The sequence below is a fragment of the Azospirillum terrae genome (genome assembly GCF_053470425.1).
On sequence record NZ_JBPXMR010000004.1, the window covers coordinates 42,414 to 59,832 of the forward strand.

Here is a 17,419-nt window from a genome sequence, read left to right on the forward strand (position 1 = left end):
GGGCGCGCGCCCCGTCAGCGCCGCGCGGTGCGCCACAGGCCGGAGCGCATAGCCCCGGCGGCGACGCGGCGGTCGGCGATCTCGGTATCGTCCACCTCGGCGATGCCGGCCAGCTTGAGCGCGCGCAACAGGACGCTGCGCACGGTGGTGCCCTCCTCCTCGGCGCGGCGACGCACGGCACGCTTGACGCTCTGCGGCACCATGGCGGCGAGTTGAACGTCCGGCTCGCGATTCAGCGAGGTCTCTGGAACCGGGAGGACGGAGTCGTCGGTCGCCGGGATCACGCTCAGTCGATTGCTGGACATTTGCGGCAAGTGCTCTGATGTTCGGACCTTCGAACCCTCGCACGTTTTGGTTAATTTCGCCTTAACCATAACCGCCGCTGTTGGCCGGACACAGGAAATCCCGCTACCCCCAGCCTTCGAGACCGAGATCCAGGTCGGGATGTCGAGATGGAGGGTCAATTGTCTCGCCAGCGCGCAAGGCATCGGACGCGATGCGTTAGACTTCACCGGCCAAGACCGTACGCGATCGAACTATTTCAGGGAGGCGGGGAGCACGGATGCTGTCTGCAGCGTTGACTCCGTGGCGGCACTGGGTGCGTCAGTCATGGGAGGGCAGCACTATGACCGTTACGATCTTTGGAACCGGCAGCGACCCGTTTCTTGACGTCTCTGGATCGGGCGTCGTCAACAGCAGCGATCCTTTCAATGTGTCACTGGTCATGAGCGACGGCGATTTTTTCACCAGCACCGGGGTTGGCGTCGGCAGGACAAGCATCGACCCTTTCAGGAACACCGTCACCATCAGCACCGGGCAGGTGAGCACCGGGCTTCCCACGGACCCGTTCTTCCATGGGACCACACCGTTTGTGACCTCGCCGTTTGCGCCCTCTCCGCTGGTGACCACAGACATGGTCACGACTGCGACGCCGACGGTGGTGACACGCGTGGTGCCGAATCCAAGCGGCGTCGTGAGGGTCGGCAGCATCGGAAATGAGGTTATCGCCGGGACCGCGCTCGACGACATTCTCGATGGTCGAGCCGGCAACGATGCGCTGACCGGTGGACCGGGGCGGGACACCCTGTTCGGGGGCGCCGGGAACGATCTCCTGCACGGGGGGCGGGATGACGATACGCTGTTCGGCGGCCCTGATCAGGACACGCTCTGGGGCGACCAGGGCAATGATTGGCTGAAGGGAGGGGGCGGAGCGGACCTCTTCGCCTTCCAGCCGGGGAGCGGGCACGACGTTATCGCGGACTTCTCGCCCATCGACGGCGACAGGATCGGGTTGGCCGCGGGCATGGGCTTTACCGTCGGTGGGGATGGTTTCGGCAACGCGGTGGTCAGGATGTCGGCGACGGACGACATTACGCTGCTGGGAATCCCGCCATCGCGGGTCGATCCAGGGTGGTTCGTGCCGATTTGAGGTGGGCAAAGGAAAAGCCCCGGAGCCGTTGGGCTCCGGGGCTTTCCGCCCGATTCCAGCAATGGTCGGAGCGACAGGATTCGAACCTGCGACCCCCAGACCCCCAGTCTGATGCGCTACCAGGCTGCGCTACGCTCCGAACCTGGAACCGGTGCGGGCCGGGACTATAGCGGCGCCCGATGGAGGACGCAACGGGTTCCGGTGACCTTTTTACGCCCTTGCGGCAAGAAGTGCGTCACGCCCGGCGGACCGCCAACAGCACCCGCAGGTCGCGCAGCTCGCCGATCACCGCCTCAATCTCGCGGCGCGCCGTGTCGGGCAATTCCGAAGCAGCCAATTCCACGCCCGGCGGCACCAGGGGTAGCTCGTCGGCGAACAGGTCCGGCATCGCCGGCTCGTCGTCGCCCTCTTCCGCGGCCGGGTAAGGCGCCGGAGTCGGCGGCACGGCGCCCCGGCTCTCCTTCAGCAGGCGCTGCACGCCCTTGATCGTGTAGCGTTCGTGGTAAAGCAGGCTTTGGATTCGCCGCAGTAGGTCCACGTCCTCGGGCCGGTAGTAACGCCGGCCGCCGCCGCGCTTCAGCGGGCGGATCTGCGGGAACTTGGTCTCCCAGAACCGCAGGACGTGCTGCGGCACGTCCAGGTCGCTGGACACCTCGCTGATGGTGCGGAACGCTGTCGTCGATTTTACGGGGGGCGACTTCACCGGGCCCTCTGCCTTCAACATGCGGAGAGAGCCCTAGCCAAGGGTCACGACACGGCCTTGACGCGCGTCTGCGCCGCTTCGACTTCGGCGAGACCCTGGTTGATGCGGTTCTTCAGCACGTGGCTGGCGCGGAAGACCAGGACGCGGCGCGGCAGGATCGGCACCTCCTCGCCCGTCTTGGGGTTGCGGCCGACCCGCTCGCCCTTGGAGCGGACCTGGAAACTGCCGAAGGAGGAAATCTTGACCATCTCGCCACGCGCCAGCGCGTCGGAAATCTCGTCGAGAATGCTTTCGACCAGATCGGCGGACTCGTTGCGCGACAGCCCCACCTCCTGGTAGACGGCCTCGCTCAACTGCGCGCGCGTGACGGTGTTCTGCGACATGAAAAGTCTCCCCCGCGAGCCTCGGAGGAAACGGTAATGCGCGAGGAGAACCTCGTCAATTCAAAAGGTTGGGAGTGCCCACTACCAGCGGCCCACTACCAGCGGACGAGCGCGGAGCCCCACGTCAACCCGCCACCGATGGCTTCCATCAGGATCAGGTCGCCGCGCTTGACGCGTCCATCGTGCACCGCTTCGGCCAGCGCCAGCGGAATCGAGGCGGCCGAGGTGTTGCCGTGCCGGTCCACCGTCAGCACGACCTTCGACGACGGCAGCTTCAGCTTGCGCGCGATGCCGTCGATGATGCGCTGGTTGGCCTGATGCGGCACCAGCCAGTCGACGTCCGCCGCCTCCAGCCCATTGGCGACCAGCGCCTCCTCCACCACTTCCGACAGCTTGGTGACGGCGTGGCGGAAGATCTCCTGGCCGTGCATGCGCACGTGCCCGGTGGTCATCGTGCTCGACGGGCCGCCGTCCACGTACAGCAGATCGTAGAATCGGCCGTCCGAGTGCAGGTGGGTGGACAAGACCGCGCGCTCAGCCGAGTCGCCCTTGCTCTCCACGGCCTCCAGCACCACCGCACCGGCGCCGTCGCCGAACAGCACGCAGGTGGTGCGGTCCTTCCAGTCCAGCAGGCGCGAGAAGGTCTCGGCGCCGATCACCAGCGCGCGGGTCGCCTGACCGGCCTTGATGAAAGTGTCGGCCACCGACAGCGCGTAGACGAAGCCAGCGCACACCGCCTGCACGTCCATCGCGAAGCCGCGACTCATGCCGAGCTTCGCCTGCACCTTGGTCGCCGTCGAGGGGAAGGTGTTGTCCGGCGTGGTGGTGGCCAGGATGATGCAATCGATGTCCGAGCCGTCCAGCCCGGCGTGGTTCAGGGCCGCGCGGGCCGCGGCCACCGCCAGATCCGAGGTCATCTCGCCCTCGGCGGCGATGTGGCGGGACTTGATGCCGGTGCGCTGGACGATCCACTCGTCCGACGTGTCGACGCCGCGCGCCTCCAGATCCTTGTTGGAAACGGCGTTGGCCGGCAGGTACGCGCCGCAGCCGACGATCCGGGAACGCTTCGCCATATCAGACCGCCGCCGCCTTGGTGTCGGGAAGAGTGCTGTCGCCGCCGAGGCGGTGCATCTCCGCCTTGATCTTTTCGTTGAAGCTGTTGGTCGCCAGGTTCACCGCGACGCCGATGGCGTTGGCGAAGCCGATGGCGTCGGTGCCGCCGTGGCTCTTCACGCAGACGCCGCGCAGGCCAAGGAACATGGCGCCGTTGTAGCGGCGCGGGTCGGCCCGCTGCTTCAGCTTGTTGAAGGCCGAGCGCGCCAGCAAATAGCCCAGCTTCGCCATCAGCGACGATTGGAAGGTGCGGCGCAGGAACTCGGCGTAGAGCTTGGCGGTGCCCTCGGCGGTCTTCAGCGCGACGTTGCCGGTGAAGCCGTCGGTGACGATCACGTCGGTGGTGCCGGCCGCAATGTCGTTGCCCTCGACGAATCCATAGAATCGGCCGGGGAACGGCGCTTCCCGCAACCGCGCCGCCGCGGCGCGCACCGTCTCGTTGCCCTTGACGTCTTCCGAGCCGATGTTGAGCAGCCCAACCGTGGGCTCCAGCAGCCCCAGCACCGTGCGCGCGAAGACCGACCCCATCAGCGCGAACTGGACGAGGTTGTCGGGCGTGCACTCGATGTTGGCGCCGAGGTCGAGCATGACGCTCTCGCCGCGCTGCGTCGGGAAGAACGACGCGATCGCCGGCCGGTCGATGCCCGGCAGCGTCTTCAGCACGAACTTCGCCATCGCCATCAGCGCGCCGGTGTTGCCGGCCGAGACCACGGCAGCCGCGTTGCCCGCCGCCACCGCGTCGATGGCGAGGCGCATGCTGGACTGCCGCCCGGCACGCAACGCCACCGCCGGCTTGGCGTCGCCGGCCACCGCCTCGGTGGTGTGCATGACCTGCGCCACCGCCTTCAGCGCCGGATGCTTTTCGAGCAGCGGCTCGATCCGCGCGGAGTCCCCGTACAGCAGGTACTGGACATCCGGGAAACGCTCACGGGCGAGGGCCGCCCCTGCGACCACCATGTCGGGGGCGTGGTCCCCACCCATGGCGTCGAGGGCTATGGTCAGGCGCTGGCTCACCGAGGACAGGCTCCCTGGAACAAACGGGTGGCGGCCGGCCGAACCGACATCAAGCCGTCGTCTTCACCACTTCGCGCTCGTCGTAGTGCCCGCACGAGGTGCAGACATGGTGCGGACGCTTCAGCTCGCCGCAGTTCTTGCACTCGTGATAGGCGGACGTCGTCAGCGCGTGGTGCGACCGACGCATGTTGCGCCGCGACTTGGAGGTCTTCTTCTTCGGAACAGCCATGGCCGAAACTCACTTTAACTCATTGGAAAAGGCGGCCCGATGAGAGGCCGCCCAGCGCGAGCCGCATTCAATAGGGCAAACCCGCGCCAAGGGCAAGCCCGATCAACCTTCCTGCTGCGAGCCTTTGAGGCGCCCGAGCGCAGCGAAGGGGTTGGGCCGCTCCTCCACCACCTCGTCCTCGTCGCCGCGCAGTTCTTCCGGCACCTCGACGCCGGGGCAGCGCGGGTACGGGTCGAGCGCCAGCGACAGGTGCTGCGCCGTCAGTTCGCCGATGTCGATGCGCCCGTTGACGATGGGCTCGATGATGTCCTCGTCGGCGATGCTGGCGTCGAAGTCCATGTCGTCGGGGGTGTCGGGCACCAGGGCCGGCGGCGCGAACAGCGATTCGAACAGCTCCTTCACCGAATTGTGCACCGACTCCAGCGTGACGACGCAGGTCTGCACCACGTCGGCTTCCAGTTCGCCGACGGCGCGCACCATCTCGCCGCCCTGCGTGCGCGTCAGGCGCACGGTGGCCTTCAGGCGGCCGATGGCCTCCAGCTCGAAGCGGGCGGCCAGCGCCGTGCGCTCCGCCTCGTCGGCCTCGATCACCTCGACCACCTCGCCGCGCTGCTGCACGGAATCGGCTTTCACGAGGCGCGAGAATTCGGGGGGCGGCACATGGTTCTGCATGGGTTCATTCCTATCCATTCGGGTTAACAGCCCGGAAGTCCGGGCGGCTCGCCCCTACTCCATTTTCTTTGGCGGCGCGCCGAAGCGGATGTCGCCGGCCAGCAGCGACTCCAGCGGCTGCGCGGCGAGGCCCGCCACCTCGCGCCGGATATAGCCGGCCATGGCGGCGAGGTCACGCGGATCGGGCTCCGGCACCGTGCCATAGAGATTGTTGTCGAGCGCCACTTCCACAGCCTGTTCGCCGATGGCCAGCGCCGCATCGTAGGCCATCACCCGGCCCTTGACGCCGCCGACCATGGCGGTGACGCGCCGGGAGATGCCCTGGTCGCCGACGCCGAGTTCGCGCAGCGAGCGTTCGAAGTCGGCGGTCACCACCTCGAACAGGCGGCGCGAGCGCGCGTCCGCCGCCGCCCCCTGCCCCTTCAGCCGGTGCATGGCGAGGAACAGGTGCAGCGCCACCATGTCGAAGCGCCCGTCCAGCGTGTCGGGCACGCCCAGCGTGTCGTAGAACTCCGGCCGGCGCGCCTGGGCGACGATCCGCGAATAGAGGTCGGCGGCGGCGCGCTGCTCGCGCGAGCGGCCGAACAGGCGCCCGAAAGGGCTTCCGGGCAGGCGGTCAAACACGCTTGTGGCTCCCAACTCGGCGGAGTCGTTGACAGGGCCAACCGCCGGGTGCGATTGTCCCTTCGTCTTGGGGTTCAGGGCTTTCGCTCGTTTGAGCGCATGGCCGCCCCGTGGATGCCTCATCCTAGCCGAGCGCCATGACCAGATCGACTCCTTCCCGCGTTATCGCCGTCGCCCTCCTGGGCCTGACGGCCGCCGCCTGCACGCCCACCCTGGCGACGCGAGGCAACCTGACCGACCCCGATGCGGTCGCCACCATCCAGACCGGGACGACCACCCGCGATCAGGTGGCGAGCCTGCTGGGCACGCCCACGTCGGTCGGCACCTTCGACCAGAACGTCTGGTACTACATCGGGCAGAAGACGGAAAAGACCGCCTTCTTCAAGCCCGACGTGCTGGAGCGCCGGGTCGTCGTCGTGCACTTCAACGACGCCGGTGTGGTCAGCGACCTGAAGACGCTGGACCAGAACCAGGGCCTCGACGTCGAGATGGTCGAGCGCACCACGCCGACGCACGGCCGCGAGATGGGTTTCCTGGAGCAGATGATCGGCAACTTCGGCCGCTTCTCCGCCAAGGACAGCAAGGGCAAGGGCCCCGGCAGCTGACCGGCTGAGCGGTTCAGGATTGGTTCAGGATTTCGGGCGGGCCGGAGGCGACTCCGGCCCATTTTCGTTTTTGATGCCTGCGGCGAACCACGCCGCCAGCGCGCCCTCGTCGAGCGTCCCAGCCGCCAGCGCGAGAAAGGCGGTGACGCAGGCCGCGTCGTCCGCCGCCAGTTCGTAACCGTTCAGCGCCAGGAACAGTTCGGCGACGACCAGCGCGGTCCGCTTGTTGCCGTCCACGAAGGGATGGTTGCGCGCGATCCCGTAGGCGTAGGCCGCCGCCAGCGCCGCCGCGTCCGGTGCGCCGTACGCTTCGAGATGCCGCGGGCGCGCCAGCGCGGATTGCAGGAGCGTCAGGTCGCGGACCGCGGACGCGCCGCCATGCTCCGCCAACTGCTCGTCGTGGATCGCCAGGACGACGGCCTCGTCCACCCAGACCCACGCCATCCTATTTCGCCAGTTCGCGCAGGGCGTTCCGGCGCTTCTTCATGATCGTGCGGGCGGTGCCCATCTGCTCCTCGAAGTCCGGGTTGTACGGCGTGATCCGATAGCCGTCCGGCGTTTCGGTGAGATAGACCGTGTCGCCCTTCTCCAGTTTCAGCTTGGACAAGGCTTCCTTCGGCAGGACGACACCGACGGAGTTCCCGACGGTCGTGAGCTTGAGCGCCAGCACGGCGGCCTCCTCGCTAGACGGTTCGTATATCCGTTAGAACGATGGGGCGGCCTGCCGAGGCTGTCAATTCGCTTCCAGAAAAGAAAAAACCCCGGGGCGTCGCCGCCCCGGGGCCGTAACGTACAACTTCGTGTCGATCAGGCCAGCTGAGCGAGGATCGCCAGCAGCAGGATCGCGACGATGTTGGTGATCTTGATCATCGGGTTCACCGCCGGGCCGGCGGTGTCCTTGTACGGGTCGCCGACGGTGTCGCCGGTCACGGCCGCCTTGTGCGCGTCCGAACCCTTGCCACCATGGTTGCCCTCTTCGATGTACTTCTTGGCGTTGTCCCACGCACCGCCGCCCGAGGTCATCGAGATGGCGACGAACACGCCGGTCACGATGGTGCCCAGCAGCATGGCGCCGACGGCCGAGAAGGCCGGAGCCTTGCCGGCGATGGCGGCGACGATGATGTACAGCACGATCGGCGCGAACACCGGCAGCATCGAGGGGATGACCATCTCCTTGATGGCGGCCTTGGTCAGCAGGTCGACGGCGCGGCCGTAGTCCGGCTTGCCCGTGCCTTCCATGATGCCCGAGATCTCGCGGAACTGGCGGCGCACCTCGACCACCACCGAGCCGGCGGCACGGCCGACCGCGGTCATGCCCATGGCGCCGAACAGGTACGGCAGCAGGCCGCCGATCAGCAGGCCGACCACCACGTACGGGTCGTTGAGCTTGAACTCGACGACGAGGTTCGGGAAGTAGTGCCCGAGATCCTGGATGTAGGCGGCGAACAGCACCAGCGCGGCCAGACCGGCCGAGCCGATGGCGTAGCCCTTGGTGACCGCCTTGGTGGTGTTGCCGACCGCGTCCAGCGCGTCGGTGGTGACGCGGATGTCCTTCGGCATTTCCGACATTTCGGCGATGCCGCCGGCGTTGTCGGTCACCGGGCCGTAGGCGTCGAGCGCCACCACCATGCCGGCCAGCGCCAGCATCGTCGTCGCGGCGATGCCGATGCCGAACACGCCCGCCTGGTTGTAGGCGATGATGATGCCGGCGCAGATGACCACCACCGGCATGGCGGTGGCTTCCATCGACACGGCGAGGCCCTGGATGACGTTGGTGCCGTGGCCGGTCTCCGACGCGCGGGCGACCGAGCGCACCGGACGGAACGACGTCGAGGTGTAGTACTCGGTGATCCACACCAGCAGGCCGGTGACGCCCAGGCCGACCAGCGCGCAGACGAAGAAGTTCAGGCCGGTGACGATGACGGTGGCGGTGCCGCTGCCCGTCGACATCTGGATCGGCCGGGCGAAGCCGAACATGACCGCGGTGACGACGAGGATCAGCACGGCGCCGATGACCGCCGAACCGATGAGGCCCTTGTAGAGGGCGCCCATGATGTTCTTGCTCGGGCCCAGCTTGACCATGAAGGTGCCGGCGACCGAGGCGATGATGCAGACCGCGGCGATGACCAGCGGGTACATCAGCAGCGTGCGGACGATGTCGCCGGTGAAGAAGATCGCGGCCAGCAGCATGGTGGCGACGATGGTGACGGCGTAGGTCTCGAACAGGTCGGCGGCCATGCCGGCGCAATCGCCGACGTTGTCGCCCACGTTGTCCGCGATGACGGCGGGGTTGCGGGGATCATCCTCGGGAATGCCGGCCTCGACCTTGCCGACCAGATCGGCGCCGACGTCCGCACCCTTGGTGAAGATGCCGCCGCCCAGGCGGGCGAAGATGGAGATCAGCGACGCACCGAACGACAGGCCGACCAGGGCCTCCAGCACGATGCGGGCCTGCGCCGGGTCGGTGACCTTGTAGATCATCGACAGGATGGCGAAGTAGCCGCCGACGCCCAGCAGGCCCAGGCCGACCACCAGCATGCCGGTGATGGCGCCCGACTTGAAGGCGATGTCCAGCGCGCGGTCCAGGCCGACGGTGGCGGCCTGCGCGGTGCGCACATTGGCGCGCACCGACACGTTCATGCCGACGTAGCCGGCGATGCCCGACAGCACCGCCCCGATCAGGAAACCGAACGCCACCGGCAGGCCGAGGATGGCGCCGAGGATGATGAGAATGACCACGCCGACGCCGGCGATGGTGGTGTACTGACGATTAAGGTATGCGCGCGCACCTTCTTGAACCGCACCCGAGATCTCCTGCATGCGTGCGGAGCCCGCGTCGGCGGCCATGACCTGCTTCCCGGCATACGCGCCATAGGCGAGCGCCAGGAGGCCGCAGGCGATGACTACAAGGAATCCTACCGTCATCCGTTCCCCCAAAAAATTGTCGCCAGCCCGACTTCGCACTGCAACAAATGCCGCGGTGCAAATGGGCTGCTATTTTCGGCGGGAAGCATGCCCAAGCGGGGACAGCAATGCAACAGCCGCCACGCTCAAGGAAGCGCGACGAATTGACAGCTTTGAAACTTTAGGATTGCCGGAGCGGGATCTTTAGATCGCTTCCAAACAAAAACGACTTGTCGAAAGTCATATTCGCACCTGCGAAAGGAGTACCTTTCGTCACAGGTTGCGTTGCGTCACCACCTGGACCAGCACGTTCTGCACCACGCCGGGGCCGAGCACCTTGGTGGCTGCCGCGGCCAGCTTTTCCTTCACCGCGGGGATGTTGACCAGCGGGCCGCTCATCACCGACTTGTCGTCGATTCCCCCATAGAGCGCGGATATGAACGCGTCCACCAGCCGCGGCGTGTTGGCCTGGGCGATCGGCTGCTTGGCGGCGTCCACCTCGACGGTGGCGACGATGGTGACGAACTGCTCAACCTTGTCCTTGCCGATCATCGGCACGACGATGGGGTTGATGCGCACGTAAGCGACCGGCGGCGGGGGCTTTTCGGCTTCCTTCTTCGCCAGTTCCTCGGCGGTCGGCGGGACCATGAACTTGTTGTAGAGCGTCCAGCCGCCGAACGCCGCCCCACCCAGCAGCATCAAGCCGAACAGCAACAGGAAGAGCGCTTTCATGGTGGGTCCGCCATCGTTCGGCCCTGACCGTAAGGCGCCGATACTTTATGGCGGGTTAAATCATACGGCCGGCGCATGAATGCTTCATGATCGGCCGGCCGTATGCCCCTCCCGCTCAATGCCTATCGCGCTTTCGGGACGAAAGCGCTGGCGGCAGCCCTTTGCTATAGGCAAAGGGCGAGAGCGTTGCATTGAGCTGCCGGGTTGAACCGAAGGCGCTTGATGAAAGACATCAAGCGCCTTCGGTTTCAGAAATGATCCCAGCCGCGCCGCGGCAGTGCCAGCGGCTCGCCCTGCGCGTCCAACACCTCCACCCGCCCCGCCGGCCCGGCCACCGTGCGGCCGATCTCGGTGATCGCCACGCCGGACTCGGCGGCGAGCGCCACCAGTTCGCCGCGCGCGTCCTCGGGTGCGGTGAACAGCAGTTCGTAGTCATCGCCGCCGGTCAGCGCCAGCGCCAGCAACGCCGGATCGCCGCCAGCCACCGCCGGCACCGGGACGCGGGCGGCGTGCAGCACCGCCGCACACCCCGATTCCTCGACAAGATGCCCCAGATCGGCGACCAGCCCGTCGGACACGTCGATGCACGACACCGCCAGCCCGCGCAGCCGCGGCCCGACCGTCACCCGCGGGTCCGGCCGGCGCAGCCGCGCCACCAGCGGCTCCATCCCCGGACCGGCCAGCTTGCCCAGCACCACCTGAAGGCCGAGCGCCGCGTCGCCGATGCGGCCGGTGACGAACACCGGATCGCCGATCCGCTCCGACCGCCGCGGCAGCGCCTGCCCTTGCGGCACCAGCCCGAAAGCGGTCACCGACAGCGTGATCGGCCCGCTGGTGGACACGGAGTCGCCGCCCGCCAGATGGATACCGAAACGCCGCTGGTCTTCGGCCAGCCCCGCCGTGAAGGCGGCCAGCCAGTCCTCACCGAGTTCACGCGGCAACGCGGTGACCAGCGTGTAGGCCAGCGGCTCCGCCCCCATGGCGGCGAGGTCGGAGAGATTGACGCGCAGCAGCTTGGCGGCGATGTCGCCGGGCGGGTCGGATGCCAGGAAGTGCACGCCGGCGACCATGGCGTCGGCGGTGACCACGATTTCCCTCCCGTCCGGCACGCCGAACACCGCCGCGTCGTCCGCCAGCCCGCGCGCCCCGGCAAAGCCGGCGGCCAGTGGCTTGAAGAAGCGGTCGATGCGGCCGAACTCGCCGAGGGGCTTGGTCATTACTTCATTCCGTCCGTCATGCCCGGGCTTGACCCGGGCATCCACGGAGACGTTGCCATGTGCGGCGCGGGATGGCCGGGTCGAGCCCGGCCATGACGTTACGAGGAACCCGGCGCCGGCTGAGCCAGTTCCTCGGCGCGGACCTTGCGTGCGACGGTGTCGAGGACTCCGTTCACCATCCCCGGCTCGCGCCCGGCGAAGAAGGCGTGCGCCACGTCCACGTACTCGCTGATCAGGATGCGCGGATGCGTGCCCGTGTGCGCGAACACCTCGTACGCCCCGGCACGCAGGATGGCGCGCAGCAGCATCTCCAGCCGTTCCAGCGGGAACTTGGGGTCGAGCGCCGTGGACACCAGCCCGTCCACCTCCGGCCGGCGGTTGCTGACGCCGCGCACGATGTCGCCGAACAGCTGCGGGTCGGCGGCGACGAACTGCGCGCCGTCCACCTCCTCGCCGAAGCGGTGCTTGACGAACTCGCCGATGACGGCCTCGACTCCGGTGCCGGACTGCTCCATCTGGTAGAGCGCCTGCACCGCGGCAAGCCGGGCCGCCTTGCGCCGCGCCTTGGCCGAACCGCCGCCGGACGTCCTCCGGGAGTTACGCTTCGGTTTCGCGCGCGACGGCGCTTCGTCGTTGCTCATGATGCTCTGCTAAGTCTTTTCAAGGGTGCGGGGTCAGCGCGGGAAGAGGCGGAATTGGCGCTTCAGATCGATCATGTCAAGGCAAGCCTGCGCCGCGAAGCCGCCCTTGTTCTTGTTGCCGGTGCCGGCGCGGGCCCAGGCCTGCTCGCGGTTCTCCACGGTCAGGATGCCGTTGCCCACAGCCAGCGTGTAGCGCAACGCGAGGTCTTGCAGGCCCCGCGCACTCTCGTTGCACACGATATCATAGTGCGTGGTCTCGCCGCGGATCACGCAGCCCAGCCCGACATACCCGTCGAACCGCTTGCGCGCCGAGTAGAAGTCCATGGACCGCACCGCGTACATGATCGCCGCCGGGATCTCCAGACAGCCGGGCACCGCGTAACGCTGGTAGGTGGCGCCGGCCTTCTCAATCTCGGTGATGGCGCCCTTCGCCAGTTCGTCGGCGATGTCCTCGTAGAACCGCGCCTCGATGACCATGATGTGCGGCGTGTCCGGCATGCCCGCCTACTCCCCGTCGCCGTTCCCGGACATCGGGATCGGCCGCTGCCCGACGACGGTGAGCCCATAGCCTTCCAGGCTGATGATCGTCTTCTTGCGGTTCGACAGAAGGATCATGGAGCGCACGCCGAGGTCCAGCAGGATCTGCGCGCCGACGCCGTAATCGCGCAGCTCGCCGCCAGCACCGGCCGCCCCTTCCATGCGGGCCTTGAGCGCCGCCGACAGGTTGGCCGGCTGCGACTCGCGCAGCAGCACGATGACGCCGCGGCCTTCCCTGGCGATCAGCTCCATGCTGGCGTGCAGTTCGCCGTCGCGCCCGGTCGAGGTGTCGCCCAGCACGTCTTCCAGCACGTTGAGCGCGTGCATGCGGACCAGCACCGGCTCGTCGCCGGAGATGTCGCCGCGCACCAGCGCGACGTGCTCGGCGTACGCCACCTTGTTGACGTACACGTAGGTCTGGAAGCGCCCGCCGTAGCGGCTGTCCAGCGTGCCGACGAGGCGCTGCTCGACGATGGTCTCGGTGCGGCGGCGATAGGCGATCAGATCGGCGATGGTGCCGACCTTCAGGCCGTGGAACTGCGCGAACTTCACCAGATCCGGCAGGCGGGCCATGGTGCCGTCGTCGTTCATGATCTCGCAGATGACGCCGGACGGGATCTGCCCGACCATGCGGGCGATGTCCACGGCGGCCTCGGTGTGCCCGGCGCGCACCAGCACGCCGCCGTCGCGCGCCAGCAGCGGGAACACGTGGCCGGGCGTGGTGATGTCCTGCGGCCCGGTGGCCGGGTCGATGGCGACCTGGACGGTGCGCGCCCGGTCGGCCGCCGAAATGCCGGTGGTCACCCCCTCGCGCGCCTCAATGGACACGGTGAACGCGGTCTGGTGCCGGGTGCCGTTCTGCTGCGCCATCAGCGGCAGGTGCAGGCGCTCGATGCGCGCGCTGTCCATGGCGAGGCAGATCAGCCCGCGCCCGTGCTTGGCCATGAAGTTGACGGCCTCGGGCGTGGCGCACTGCGCCGGAATCACCAGATCGCCTTCGTTCTCCCGGTCCTCGTCGTCGACGAGGATGAACATGCGGCCCTGGCGCGCCTCTTCGAGGATCTCCTCGGTCGGCGACAGGTAGGAATGGTATTCCGACGCGCTCATTCTTGCCCCACCAGCCGCGCCACGTACCGCGCCAGCATGTCGATTTCCAGGTTCACGCGGTCGCCCGGCTTCAGCTCGCCGAAGGTGGTCGCTGTCTGCGTGTGCGGGATGATGTTGACGCCGAATCGCGCACCCTCCACCTCGTTCACCGTCAGCGACACGCCGTCCAGCGCCACCGAGCCCTTGGACGCCACGTATTTCGCCAGATTCGCGGGCGTTTCGAAGGTGAGCCGCACGGATTCGCCGTCCGGCCGCACGTCCACCACCGTCGCCACCCCGTCCACGTGCCCGGAAACGATGTGCCCGCCCAGCTCGTCGCCGAGCTTCATGGCGCGTTCCAGGTTGACGCGGGTTCCCTCGCGCCAGCCGCCGAGCGTGGTCTTGGACAGCGTCTCGCCCGAGGCCTGCACGGCGAACCAGCCCGGCCCCTTCTCGACGACGGTCAGGCAGACGCCGCAGTTGGCGATGGACGCGCCGATCGGCACCGTCTCCATGTCGAAGGCGGTTTCGATGGTGAAGCGGGTGTCGCCTTGGCGCTCGATCGAGCGGACGCGGCCGACGTCGGTGATGATGCCGGTGAACATAGGGCCGCAATCTAATCAGCTTTTGCGCACTGGGGAAGGAGCATCCGCAACGCGCGGCGCGCAACGGACTGTTGCGCGGGAGCGGAGCCAACCGCTCCGGCATCCCGCATCGCACCCTTCAGAAAGGGAGCAGAGGCGGCGCGAGCCCGACGCCGCCTCCGGCCCGCCCTTGAACGCTTGGCGCGAGAGACAAAGGGGGACGCTCCCTCACCCGGCGGTGGCCGAATTGCCGAACCACGCGGCGTTCCGCTCCAGCCACGCCCGCGGTGCCTCGGTGTCGGCGCCGTCCCAGGGCGAGAAGCCCGGACGGAGATAGGCGAACCACGCCCCCGCCATCAGCGCCGCCAGCCCCCGCCGGCCGAACAGGAAGCGCAGCCCCAGCCGCCACGTCTTCGCGCGGAACAGCGCGCCGCTGCGGTACAGGTTGTGAAGCGTCTGTACCGTGCTGTCGATCGTGAACAGCATGCTCACGTAAAGGAACCACGCCACGCGACGCCCATAGCCGCCGCCAGCCGCCCGGTAGACGTCGAAGACGACGGAACGGTGCTCGCTCTCCTCCGCCGCGTGCCACGTCCACAGCACGCGCATCGGCTCGGAGGCGCCCTCCAGCCAGTCGGTGGGGCCGAGGACGGCATCGCCGAAGGCGGCGGTGAAATGCTCGTACGCCATGGTGACCGCCATTTTGTTCAGCGGCCCGATCCAGGTGCTGGTGCGGATGCGGAACGCGATGAACGGTTCCATCACGAAGCGCAGCCCCTGCTCCTCAAGCCGCCCGTTGAAGATCCTGTGCAGCCGGCTGTGCGTCGCCTCCTGGCCGATGAAGCGGCGGACGTCCTCTGCCAGGGCGGGATCGTCGATCAGCGGCAGGCCTTCGCGGGCGGAATCGATGAAATACTGTTCCCCGATCGGGAACATCATGGACATCGCGTTGAACAGCTGCGTGCGGAACGCATCCCCGCCCAGCCATTGCGGCGGCATCTCCAGGGCCGCCACGTCGATCGCGGGCCGGCGCACGGTAAGGTTGGACATCATAGCTCTCCGGAAGTCGTGGACGGCGAAACGATACTGGGGGATGCTCGGTTTCCAAACTCGCATTCCCCGGCCCCGTCAGCATGACCGACCACCCAGATCAACCCATTGAAACCATGAGAAAAAGTCCGACCCAGGGACGTGCCTGGCGGACCATCCGGACAATTTTCGAGGCAACCTTTCAGATTCTCGACCGCGACGGGGAAAAGGCGCTGACCACCAACCGGGTGGCGGAGCGCGCGGGCTTCTCCATCGGCACGCTTTACCAGTATTTCCCGAGCATGGACTCCATCCTGCTGACGATGATCGACTTCGAACGCCGACGGATCACCGCCGATCTCGAGCAGTTGCTGGCCGAAGCCGAAGCGTCCGACATCCACCCCCACGAGATCATCCGCCGGTTCGTCCGCGCGCTGATCGACGTCTTCGGCGTGGGCGGCGCCGCCCGCCGCCTGCTGCTCAAGCGGGCGTGGATGCTGGACCACACGCCGCCAGCCGTCGCCGCCGTCCGGCAGGTGACGGAGCGCACCCGGACGGCCTTCGCCCGCCGTGCCCACCCCGATTTCCCGGCGCCCGATGCCGCCACGATGTTCGTGGTCAGCCGAAGCGTTCTCGGCGCCATCCGCTCCGCCGTGCTGGAGGACACGGGCCTTCCCGGCACGCCGGAGTTCGAGGAGAGTCTGATTCGCCTCAGCGTGGCGCTGCTGGAGTGCCCCGCCGCATCTCACTCCCGCCGCACGTAGCTCTCCACCAGATCATCCCCCGCCCGGCGCACCCGCACGCGGCCGAAATCGGCGGCTTGGCTCAGCGCGTCCACCCCGAACGCCGCCACCGCCGCCACGCCGTCGCCACCGATGACCCGCGCGGCGCGGAACCACTCCAGCCGGTCCACCAGTCCAGCCCGCAGCAGCGAGGCCGCCAGCGTCGCCCCGCCCTCGACCAGCACCCGCGTCAACCCCCGCTTGGCAAGCTCCGCCATCGCCCGCACCGGGTCCGGCAGGCCGGAGCCATCACACGCCACCGGCACCAGCTGCACGCCGCAGTCGATCAGCGCCTGCCGGCGCAGTCCGTCACAGTCGTCGCGGGTGACGATCCAGGTCGGCACCTGCTTCGCCGTACGCACCAGCTTGCAAGTCAGCGGCAGGCGCAGGCGGCTGTCGAAGACGACGCGCACCGGCGAGCGCGCTTCCAGACCCGGCAGGCGGCAGGTCAGTTCCGGGTCATCGGCCATCGCCGTGCGGATGCCGACCATGATGGCGTCGTGCCGCGCCCGCAGGCCATGGCCGAGTGCCCGCGCCTGCGGCCCGGTGATCCATTTCGACTCGCCGCCGTGCGTGGCGATGCGGCCGTCCAGCGTGGTCGCCAGCTTCAGCGTCACCAGCGGCCGGTCGTGCAGAATGCGCGAGAAGAAGCCACGGTTCAGCTCCCACGCCTCGTCGGCGCAGACGCCGACGTCCACGCGGACGCCCGCCTCGCGCAGGCGCTTGACGCCGTTGCCCGCCACGCGCGGGTCGGGGTCCTCGCAGGCGACGACGACGCGCGCCACCCCCGAGGCGATCAGCGCCTCCGAGCAGGGCGGCGTCTTGCCGTGATGGTTGCACGGCTCCAGGGAGACGTAAGCGGTGGCGCCCCGCGCCGCCGTCCCGGCCCGGCGCAAGGCTTCGGTCTCGCCGTGCGGGCGCCCGCCGGGCTGGGTCCAGCCGCGGCCGACCACCACGCCGTCCTTGACCAGCACGCAGCCCACCGACGGGTTCGGCGCCGTGCTGCCGAGCCCGCGGGCGGCCAGCGCCAGCGCCGCGCGCATGTGGTGATGGTCGTCGGCGGAATGAGTCATGGAAATGCCCCCCAACACGGCAACAACCGTCCCCGCCCACCGTCCCCGCGGAACGCGGGCAC

At 68.1% G+C, this 17,419-nt stretch carries 22 protein-coding genes and 1 tRNA gene; 3 read left to right on the forward strand and 20 right to left on the reverse strand.

Annotated features, from left to right (window positions below; translation table 11 throughout):
• Positions 1-14 precede the first annotated feature (14 nt).
• Positions 15-305, reverse strand: a complete 291-nt coding sequence (locus ACSVDD_RS12515) for a hypothetical protein (protein WP_448189691.1) — start codon at positions 303-305, stop codon at positions 15-17.
• 320 nt (positions 306-625) lie between these two features.
• On the opposite strand from ACSVDD_RS12515, the gene ACSVDD_RS12520 reads away from it, so the two are divergent.
• On the forward strand, positions 626-1,429 hold the full coding sequence (locus ACSVDD_RS12520; RefSeq protein WP_448189692.1) for a calcium-binding protein: 804 nt from the start codon (positions 626-628) through the stop codon (positions 1,427-1,429).
• A gap of 62 nt (positions 1,430-1,491) precedes the next feature.
• On the opposite strand, the gene ACSVDD_RS12525 is transcribed toward ACSVDD_RS12520, so the two are convergent.
• The 8 genes from ACSVDD_RS12525 to ACSVDD_RS12560 form a co-directional block, all read right to left on the reverse strand.
• Positions 1,492-1,568, reverse strand: a tRNA-Pro gene (locus ACSVDD_RS12525).
• 96 nt (positions 1,569-1,664) lie between these two features.
• Positions 1,665-2,153 carry a MerR family transcriptional regulator gene (locus ACSVDD_RS12530; protein ID WP_448189693.1) on the reverse strand — a complete coding sequence of 163 codons (489 nt, stop codon included), beginning with the start codon at positions 2,151-2,153 and terminating at the stop codon, positions 1,665-1,667.
• 23 nt (positions 2,154-2,176) lie between these two features.
• A complete protein-coding gene (locus ACSVDD_RS12535) occupies positions 2,177-2,515 on the reverse strand; it encodes an integration host factor subunit alpha (RefSeq protein ID WP_448189694.1) in 339 nt (112 codons plus the stop codon).
• Between the two features lie 95 nt (positions 2,516-2,610).
• The gene (locus tag ACSVDD_RS12540) at positions 2,611-3,588 is read right to left on the reverse strand and encodes a beta-ketoacyl-ACP synthase III (RefSeq protein WP_448189695.1); all 978 of its coding nucleotides are present in this window, start codon (positions 3,586-3,588) and stop codon (positions 2,611-2,613) included.
• Between the two features lies 1 nt (position 3,589).
• The gene (gene plsX, locus ACSVDD_RS12545) at positions 3,590-4,642 is read right to left on the reverse strand and encodes a phosphate acyltransferase PlsX (RefSeq protein ID WP_448189696.1); all 1,053 of its coding nucleotides are present in this window, start codon (positions 4,640-4,642) and stop codon (positions 3,590-3,592) included.
• A 49-nt stretch (positions 4,643-4,691) separates the two neighbouring features.
• The gene (rpmF, locus tag ACSVDD_RS12550; protein ID WP_448189697.1) at positions 4,692-4,871 is read right to left on the reverse strand and encodes a 50S ribosomal protein L32; all 180 of its coding nucleotides are present in this window, start codon (positions 4,869-4,871) and stop codon (positions 4,692-4,694) included.
• A 102-nt stretch (positions 4,872-4,973) separates the two neighbouring features.
• Positions 4,974-5,543, reverse strand: coding sequence for a YceD family protein (locus ACSVDD_RS12555; RefSeq protein WP_448189698.1), 570 nt, complete (start codon positions 5,541-5,543; stop codon positions 4,974-4,976).
• Positions 5,544-5,597: 54 nt separating this feature from the next.
• Positions 5,598-6,167: a ubiquinol-cytochrome C chaperone family protein gene (locus ACSVDD_RS12560; RefSeq protein ID WP_448189699.1), complete on the reverse strand. Its 570-nt coding sequence runs from the start codon at positions 6,165-6,167 to the stop codon at positions 5,598-5,600.
• A 137-nt stretch (positions 6,168-6,304) separates the two neighbouring features.
• Between ACSVDD_RS12560 and ACSVDD_RS12565 the strand changes: the two genes are divergently transcribed.
• Positions 6,305-6,772, forward strand: coding sequence for an outer membrane protein assembly factor BamE (locus ACSVDD_RS12565; protein ID WP_448189700.1), 468 nt, complete (start codon positions 6,305-6,307; stop codon positions 6,770-6,772).
• 24 nt (positions 6,773-6,796) lie between these two features.
• On the opposite strand, the gene ACSVDD_RS12570 is transcribed toward ACSVDD_RS12565, so the two are convergent.
• The 10 genes from ACSVDD_RS12570 to ACSVDD_RS12615 form a co-directional block, all read right to left on the reverse strand.
• Complete coding sequence (locus ACSVDD_RS12570) at positions 6,797-7,216, reverse strand: type II toxin-antitoxin system death-on-curing family toxin (protein ID WP_448189701.1); 420 nt, start codon at positions 7,214-7,216, stop codon at positions 6,797-6,799.
• 1 nt (position 7,217) lies between these two features.
• Positions 7,218-7,442 carry an AbrB/MazE/SpoVT family DNA-binding domain-containing protein gene (locus ACSVDD_RS12575; protein ID WP_448189702.1) on the reverse strand — a complete coding sequence of 75 codons (225 nt, stop codon included), beginning with the start codon at positions 7,440-7,442 and terminating at the stop codon, positions 7,218-7,220.
• 137 nt (positions 7,443-7,579) lie between these two features.
• A complete protein-coding gene (locus ACSVDD_RS12580) occupies positions 7,580-9,697 on the reverse strand; it encodes a sodium-translocating pyrophosphatase (protein WP_448189703.1) in 2,118 nt (705 codons plus the stop codon).
• Positions 9,698-9,949: 252 nt separating this feature from the next.
• Positions 9,950-10,408: a hypothetical protein gene (locus ACSVDD_RS12585; RefSeq protein WP_448189704.1), complete on the reverse strand. Its 459-nt coding sequence runs from the start codon at positions 10,406-10,408 to the stop codon at positions 9,950-9,952.
• Between the two features lie 248 nt (positions 10,409-10,656).
• Positions 10,657-11,625: a thiamine-phosphate kinase gene (gene thiL / locus ACSVDD_RS12590; protein ID WP_448189705.1), complete on the reverse strand. Its 969-nt coding sequence runs from the start codon at positions 11,623-11,625 to the stop codon at positions 10,657-10,659.
• 98 nt (positions 11,626-11,723) lie between these two features.
• The gene (gene nusB, locus ACSVDD_RS12595; RefSeq protein ID WP_448189706.1) at positions 11,724-12,266 is read right to left on the reverse strand and encodes a transcription antitermination factor NusB; all 543 of its coding nucleotides are present in this window, start codon (positions 12,264-12,266) and stop codon (positions 11,724-11,726) included.
• A gap of 33 nt (positions 12,267-12,299) precedes the next feature.
• Positions 12,300-12,764, reverse strand: coding sequence for a 6,7-dimethyl-8-ribityllumazine synthase (gene ribH / locus ACSVDD_RS12600; protein ID WP_448189707.1), 465 nt, complete (start codon positions 12,762-12,764; stop codon positions 12,300-12,302).
• A gap of 6 nt (positions 12,765-12,770) precedes the next feature.
• Complete coding sequence (ribB, locus tag ACSVDD_RS12605; RefSeq protein ID WP_448189708.1) at positions 12,771-13,910, reverse strand: 3,4-dihydroxy-2-butanone-4-phosphate synthase; 1,140 nt, start codon at positions 13,908-13,910, stop codon at positions 12,771-12,773.
• Positions 13,907-14,494, reverse strand: a complete 588-nt coding sequence (locus tag ACSVDD_RS12610; RefSeq protein WP_448189709.1) for a riboflavin synthase — start codon at positions 14,492-14,494, stop codon at positions 13,907-13,909. Before ACSVDD_RS12610 ends, ribB begins: the two co-directional genes overlap by 4 nt.
• 207 nt (positions 14,495-14,701) lie before the next feature.
• Positions 14,702-15,523 carry a metal-dependent hydrolase gene (locus ACSVDD_RS12615; protein WP_448189710.1) on the reverse strand — a complete coding sequence of 274 codons (822 nt, stop codon included), beginning with the start codon at positions 15,521-15,523 and terminating at the stop codon, positions 14,702-14,704.
• 116 nt (positions 15,524-15,639) lie between these two features.
• Here ACSVDD_RS12615 and ACSVDD_RS12620 point away from each other — a divergent pair, with 116 nt between their 5' ends.
• Positions 15,640-16,266, forward strand: coding sequence for a TetR/AcrR family transcriptional regulator (locus tag ACSVDD_RS12620; protein ID WP_448189711.1), 627 nt, complete (start codon positions 15,640-15,642; stop codon positions 16,264-16,266).
• Here the strand turns inward: ACSVDD_RS12620 and ribD are convergent.
• On the reverse strand, positions 16,248-17,357 hold the full coding sequence (gene ribD / locus ACSVDD_RS12625; RefSeq protein ID WP_448189712.1) for a bifunctional diaminohydroxyphosphoribosylaminopyrimidine deaminase/5-amino-6-(5-phosphoribosylamino)uracil reductase RibD: 1,110 nt from the start codon (positions 17,355-17,357) through the stop codon (positions 16,248-16,250). The two genes, ACSVDD_RS12620 and ribD, sit on opposite strands and share 19 nt — an antisense overlap.
• Between the last annotated feature and the right edge of the window lie 62 nt (positions 17,358-17,419).

Coding starts and splice junctions, on each gene's coding strand:
- rpmF (WP_448189697.1), bottom strand. CDS start 4,871: ATGGCTGTTCCGAAGAAGAAGACCTCCAAGTCGCGGCGCAACATGCGT.
- ACSVDD_RS12530 (WP_448189693.1), bottom strand. CDS start 2,153: ATGTTGAAGGCAGAGGGCCCGGTGAAGTCGCCCCCCGTAAAATCGACG.
- ACSVDD_RS12540 (WP_448189695.1), bottom strand. CDS start 3,588: ATGGCGAAGCGTTCCCGGATCGTCGGCTGCGGCGCGTACCTGCCGGCC.
- ACSVDD_RS12615 (WP_448189710.1), bottom strand. CDS start 15,523: ATGTCCAACCTTACCGTGCGCCGGCCCGCGATCGACGTGGCGGCCCTG.
- ribB (WP_448189708.1), bottom strand. CDS start 13,910: ATGAGCGCGTCGGAATACCATTCCTACCTGTCGCCGACCGAGGAGATC.
- ACSVDD_RS12555 (WP_448189698.1), bottom strand. CDS start 5,543: ATGCAGAACCATGTGCCGCCCCCCGAATTCTCGCGCCTCGTGAAAGCC.
- ACSVDD_RS12565 (WP_448189700.1), top strand. CDS start 6,305: ATGACCAGATCGACTCCTTCCCGCGTTATCGCCGTCGCCCTCCTGGGC.
- thiL (WP_448189705.1), bottom strand. CDS start 11,625: ATGACCAAGCCCCTCGGCGAGTTCGGCCGCATCGACCGCTTCTTCAAG.
- ACSVDD_RS12520 (WP_448189692.1), top strand. CDS start 626: ATGACCGTTACGATCTTTGGAACCGGCAGCGACCCGTTTCTTGACGTC.
- ACSVDD_RS12515 (WP_448189691.1), bottom strand. CDS start 305: ATGTCCAGCAATCGACTGAGCGTGATCCCGGCGACCGACGACTCCGTC.
- ACSVDD_RS12620 (WP_448189711.1), top strand. CDS start 15,640: ATGAGAAAAAGTCCGACCCAGGGACGTGCCTGGCGGACCATCCGGACA.
- nusB (WP_448189706.1), bottom strand. CDS start 12,266: ATGAGCAACGACGAAGCGCCGTCGCGCGCGAAACCGAAGCGTAACTCC.
- ribH (WP_448189707.1), bottom strand. CDS start 12,764: ATGCCGGACACGCCGCACATCATGGTCATCGAGGCGCGGTTCTACGAG.
- ribD (WP_448189712.1), bottom strand. CDS start 17,357: ATGACTCATTCCGCCGACGACCATCACCACATGCGCGCGGCGCTGGCG.
- ACSVDD_RS12570 (WP_448189701.1), bottom strand. CDS start 7,216: ATGGCGTGGGTCTGGGTGGACGAGGCCGTCGTCCTGGCGATCCACGAC.
- ACSVDD_RS12610 (WP_448189709.1), bottom strand. CDS start 14,494: ATGTTCACCGGCATCATCACCGACGTCGGCCGCGTCCGCTCGATCGAG.
- ACSVDD_RS12580 (WP_448189703.1), bottom strand. CDS start 9,697: ATGACGGTAGGATTCCTTGTAGTCATCGCCTGCGGCCTCCTGGCGCTC.
- ACSVDD_RS12535 (WP_448189694.1), bottom strand. CDS start 2,515: ATGTCGCAGAACACCGTCACGCGCGCGCAGTTGAGCGAGGCCGTCTAC.
- ACSVDD_RS12585 (WP_448189704.1), bottom strand. CDS start 10,408: ATGAAAGCGCTCTTCCTGTTGCTGTTCGGCTTGATGCTGCTGGGTGGG.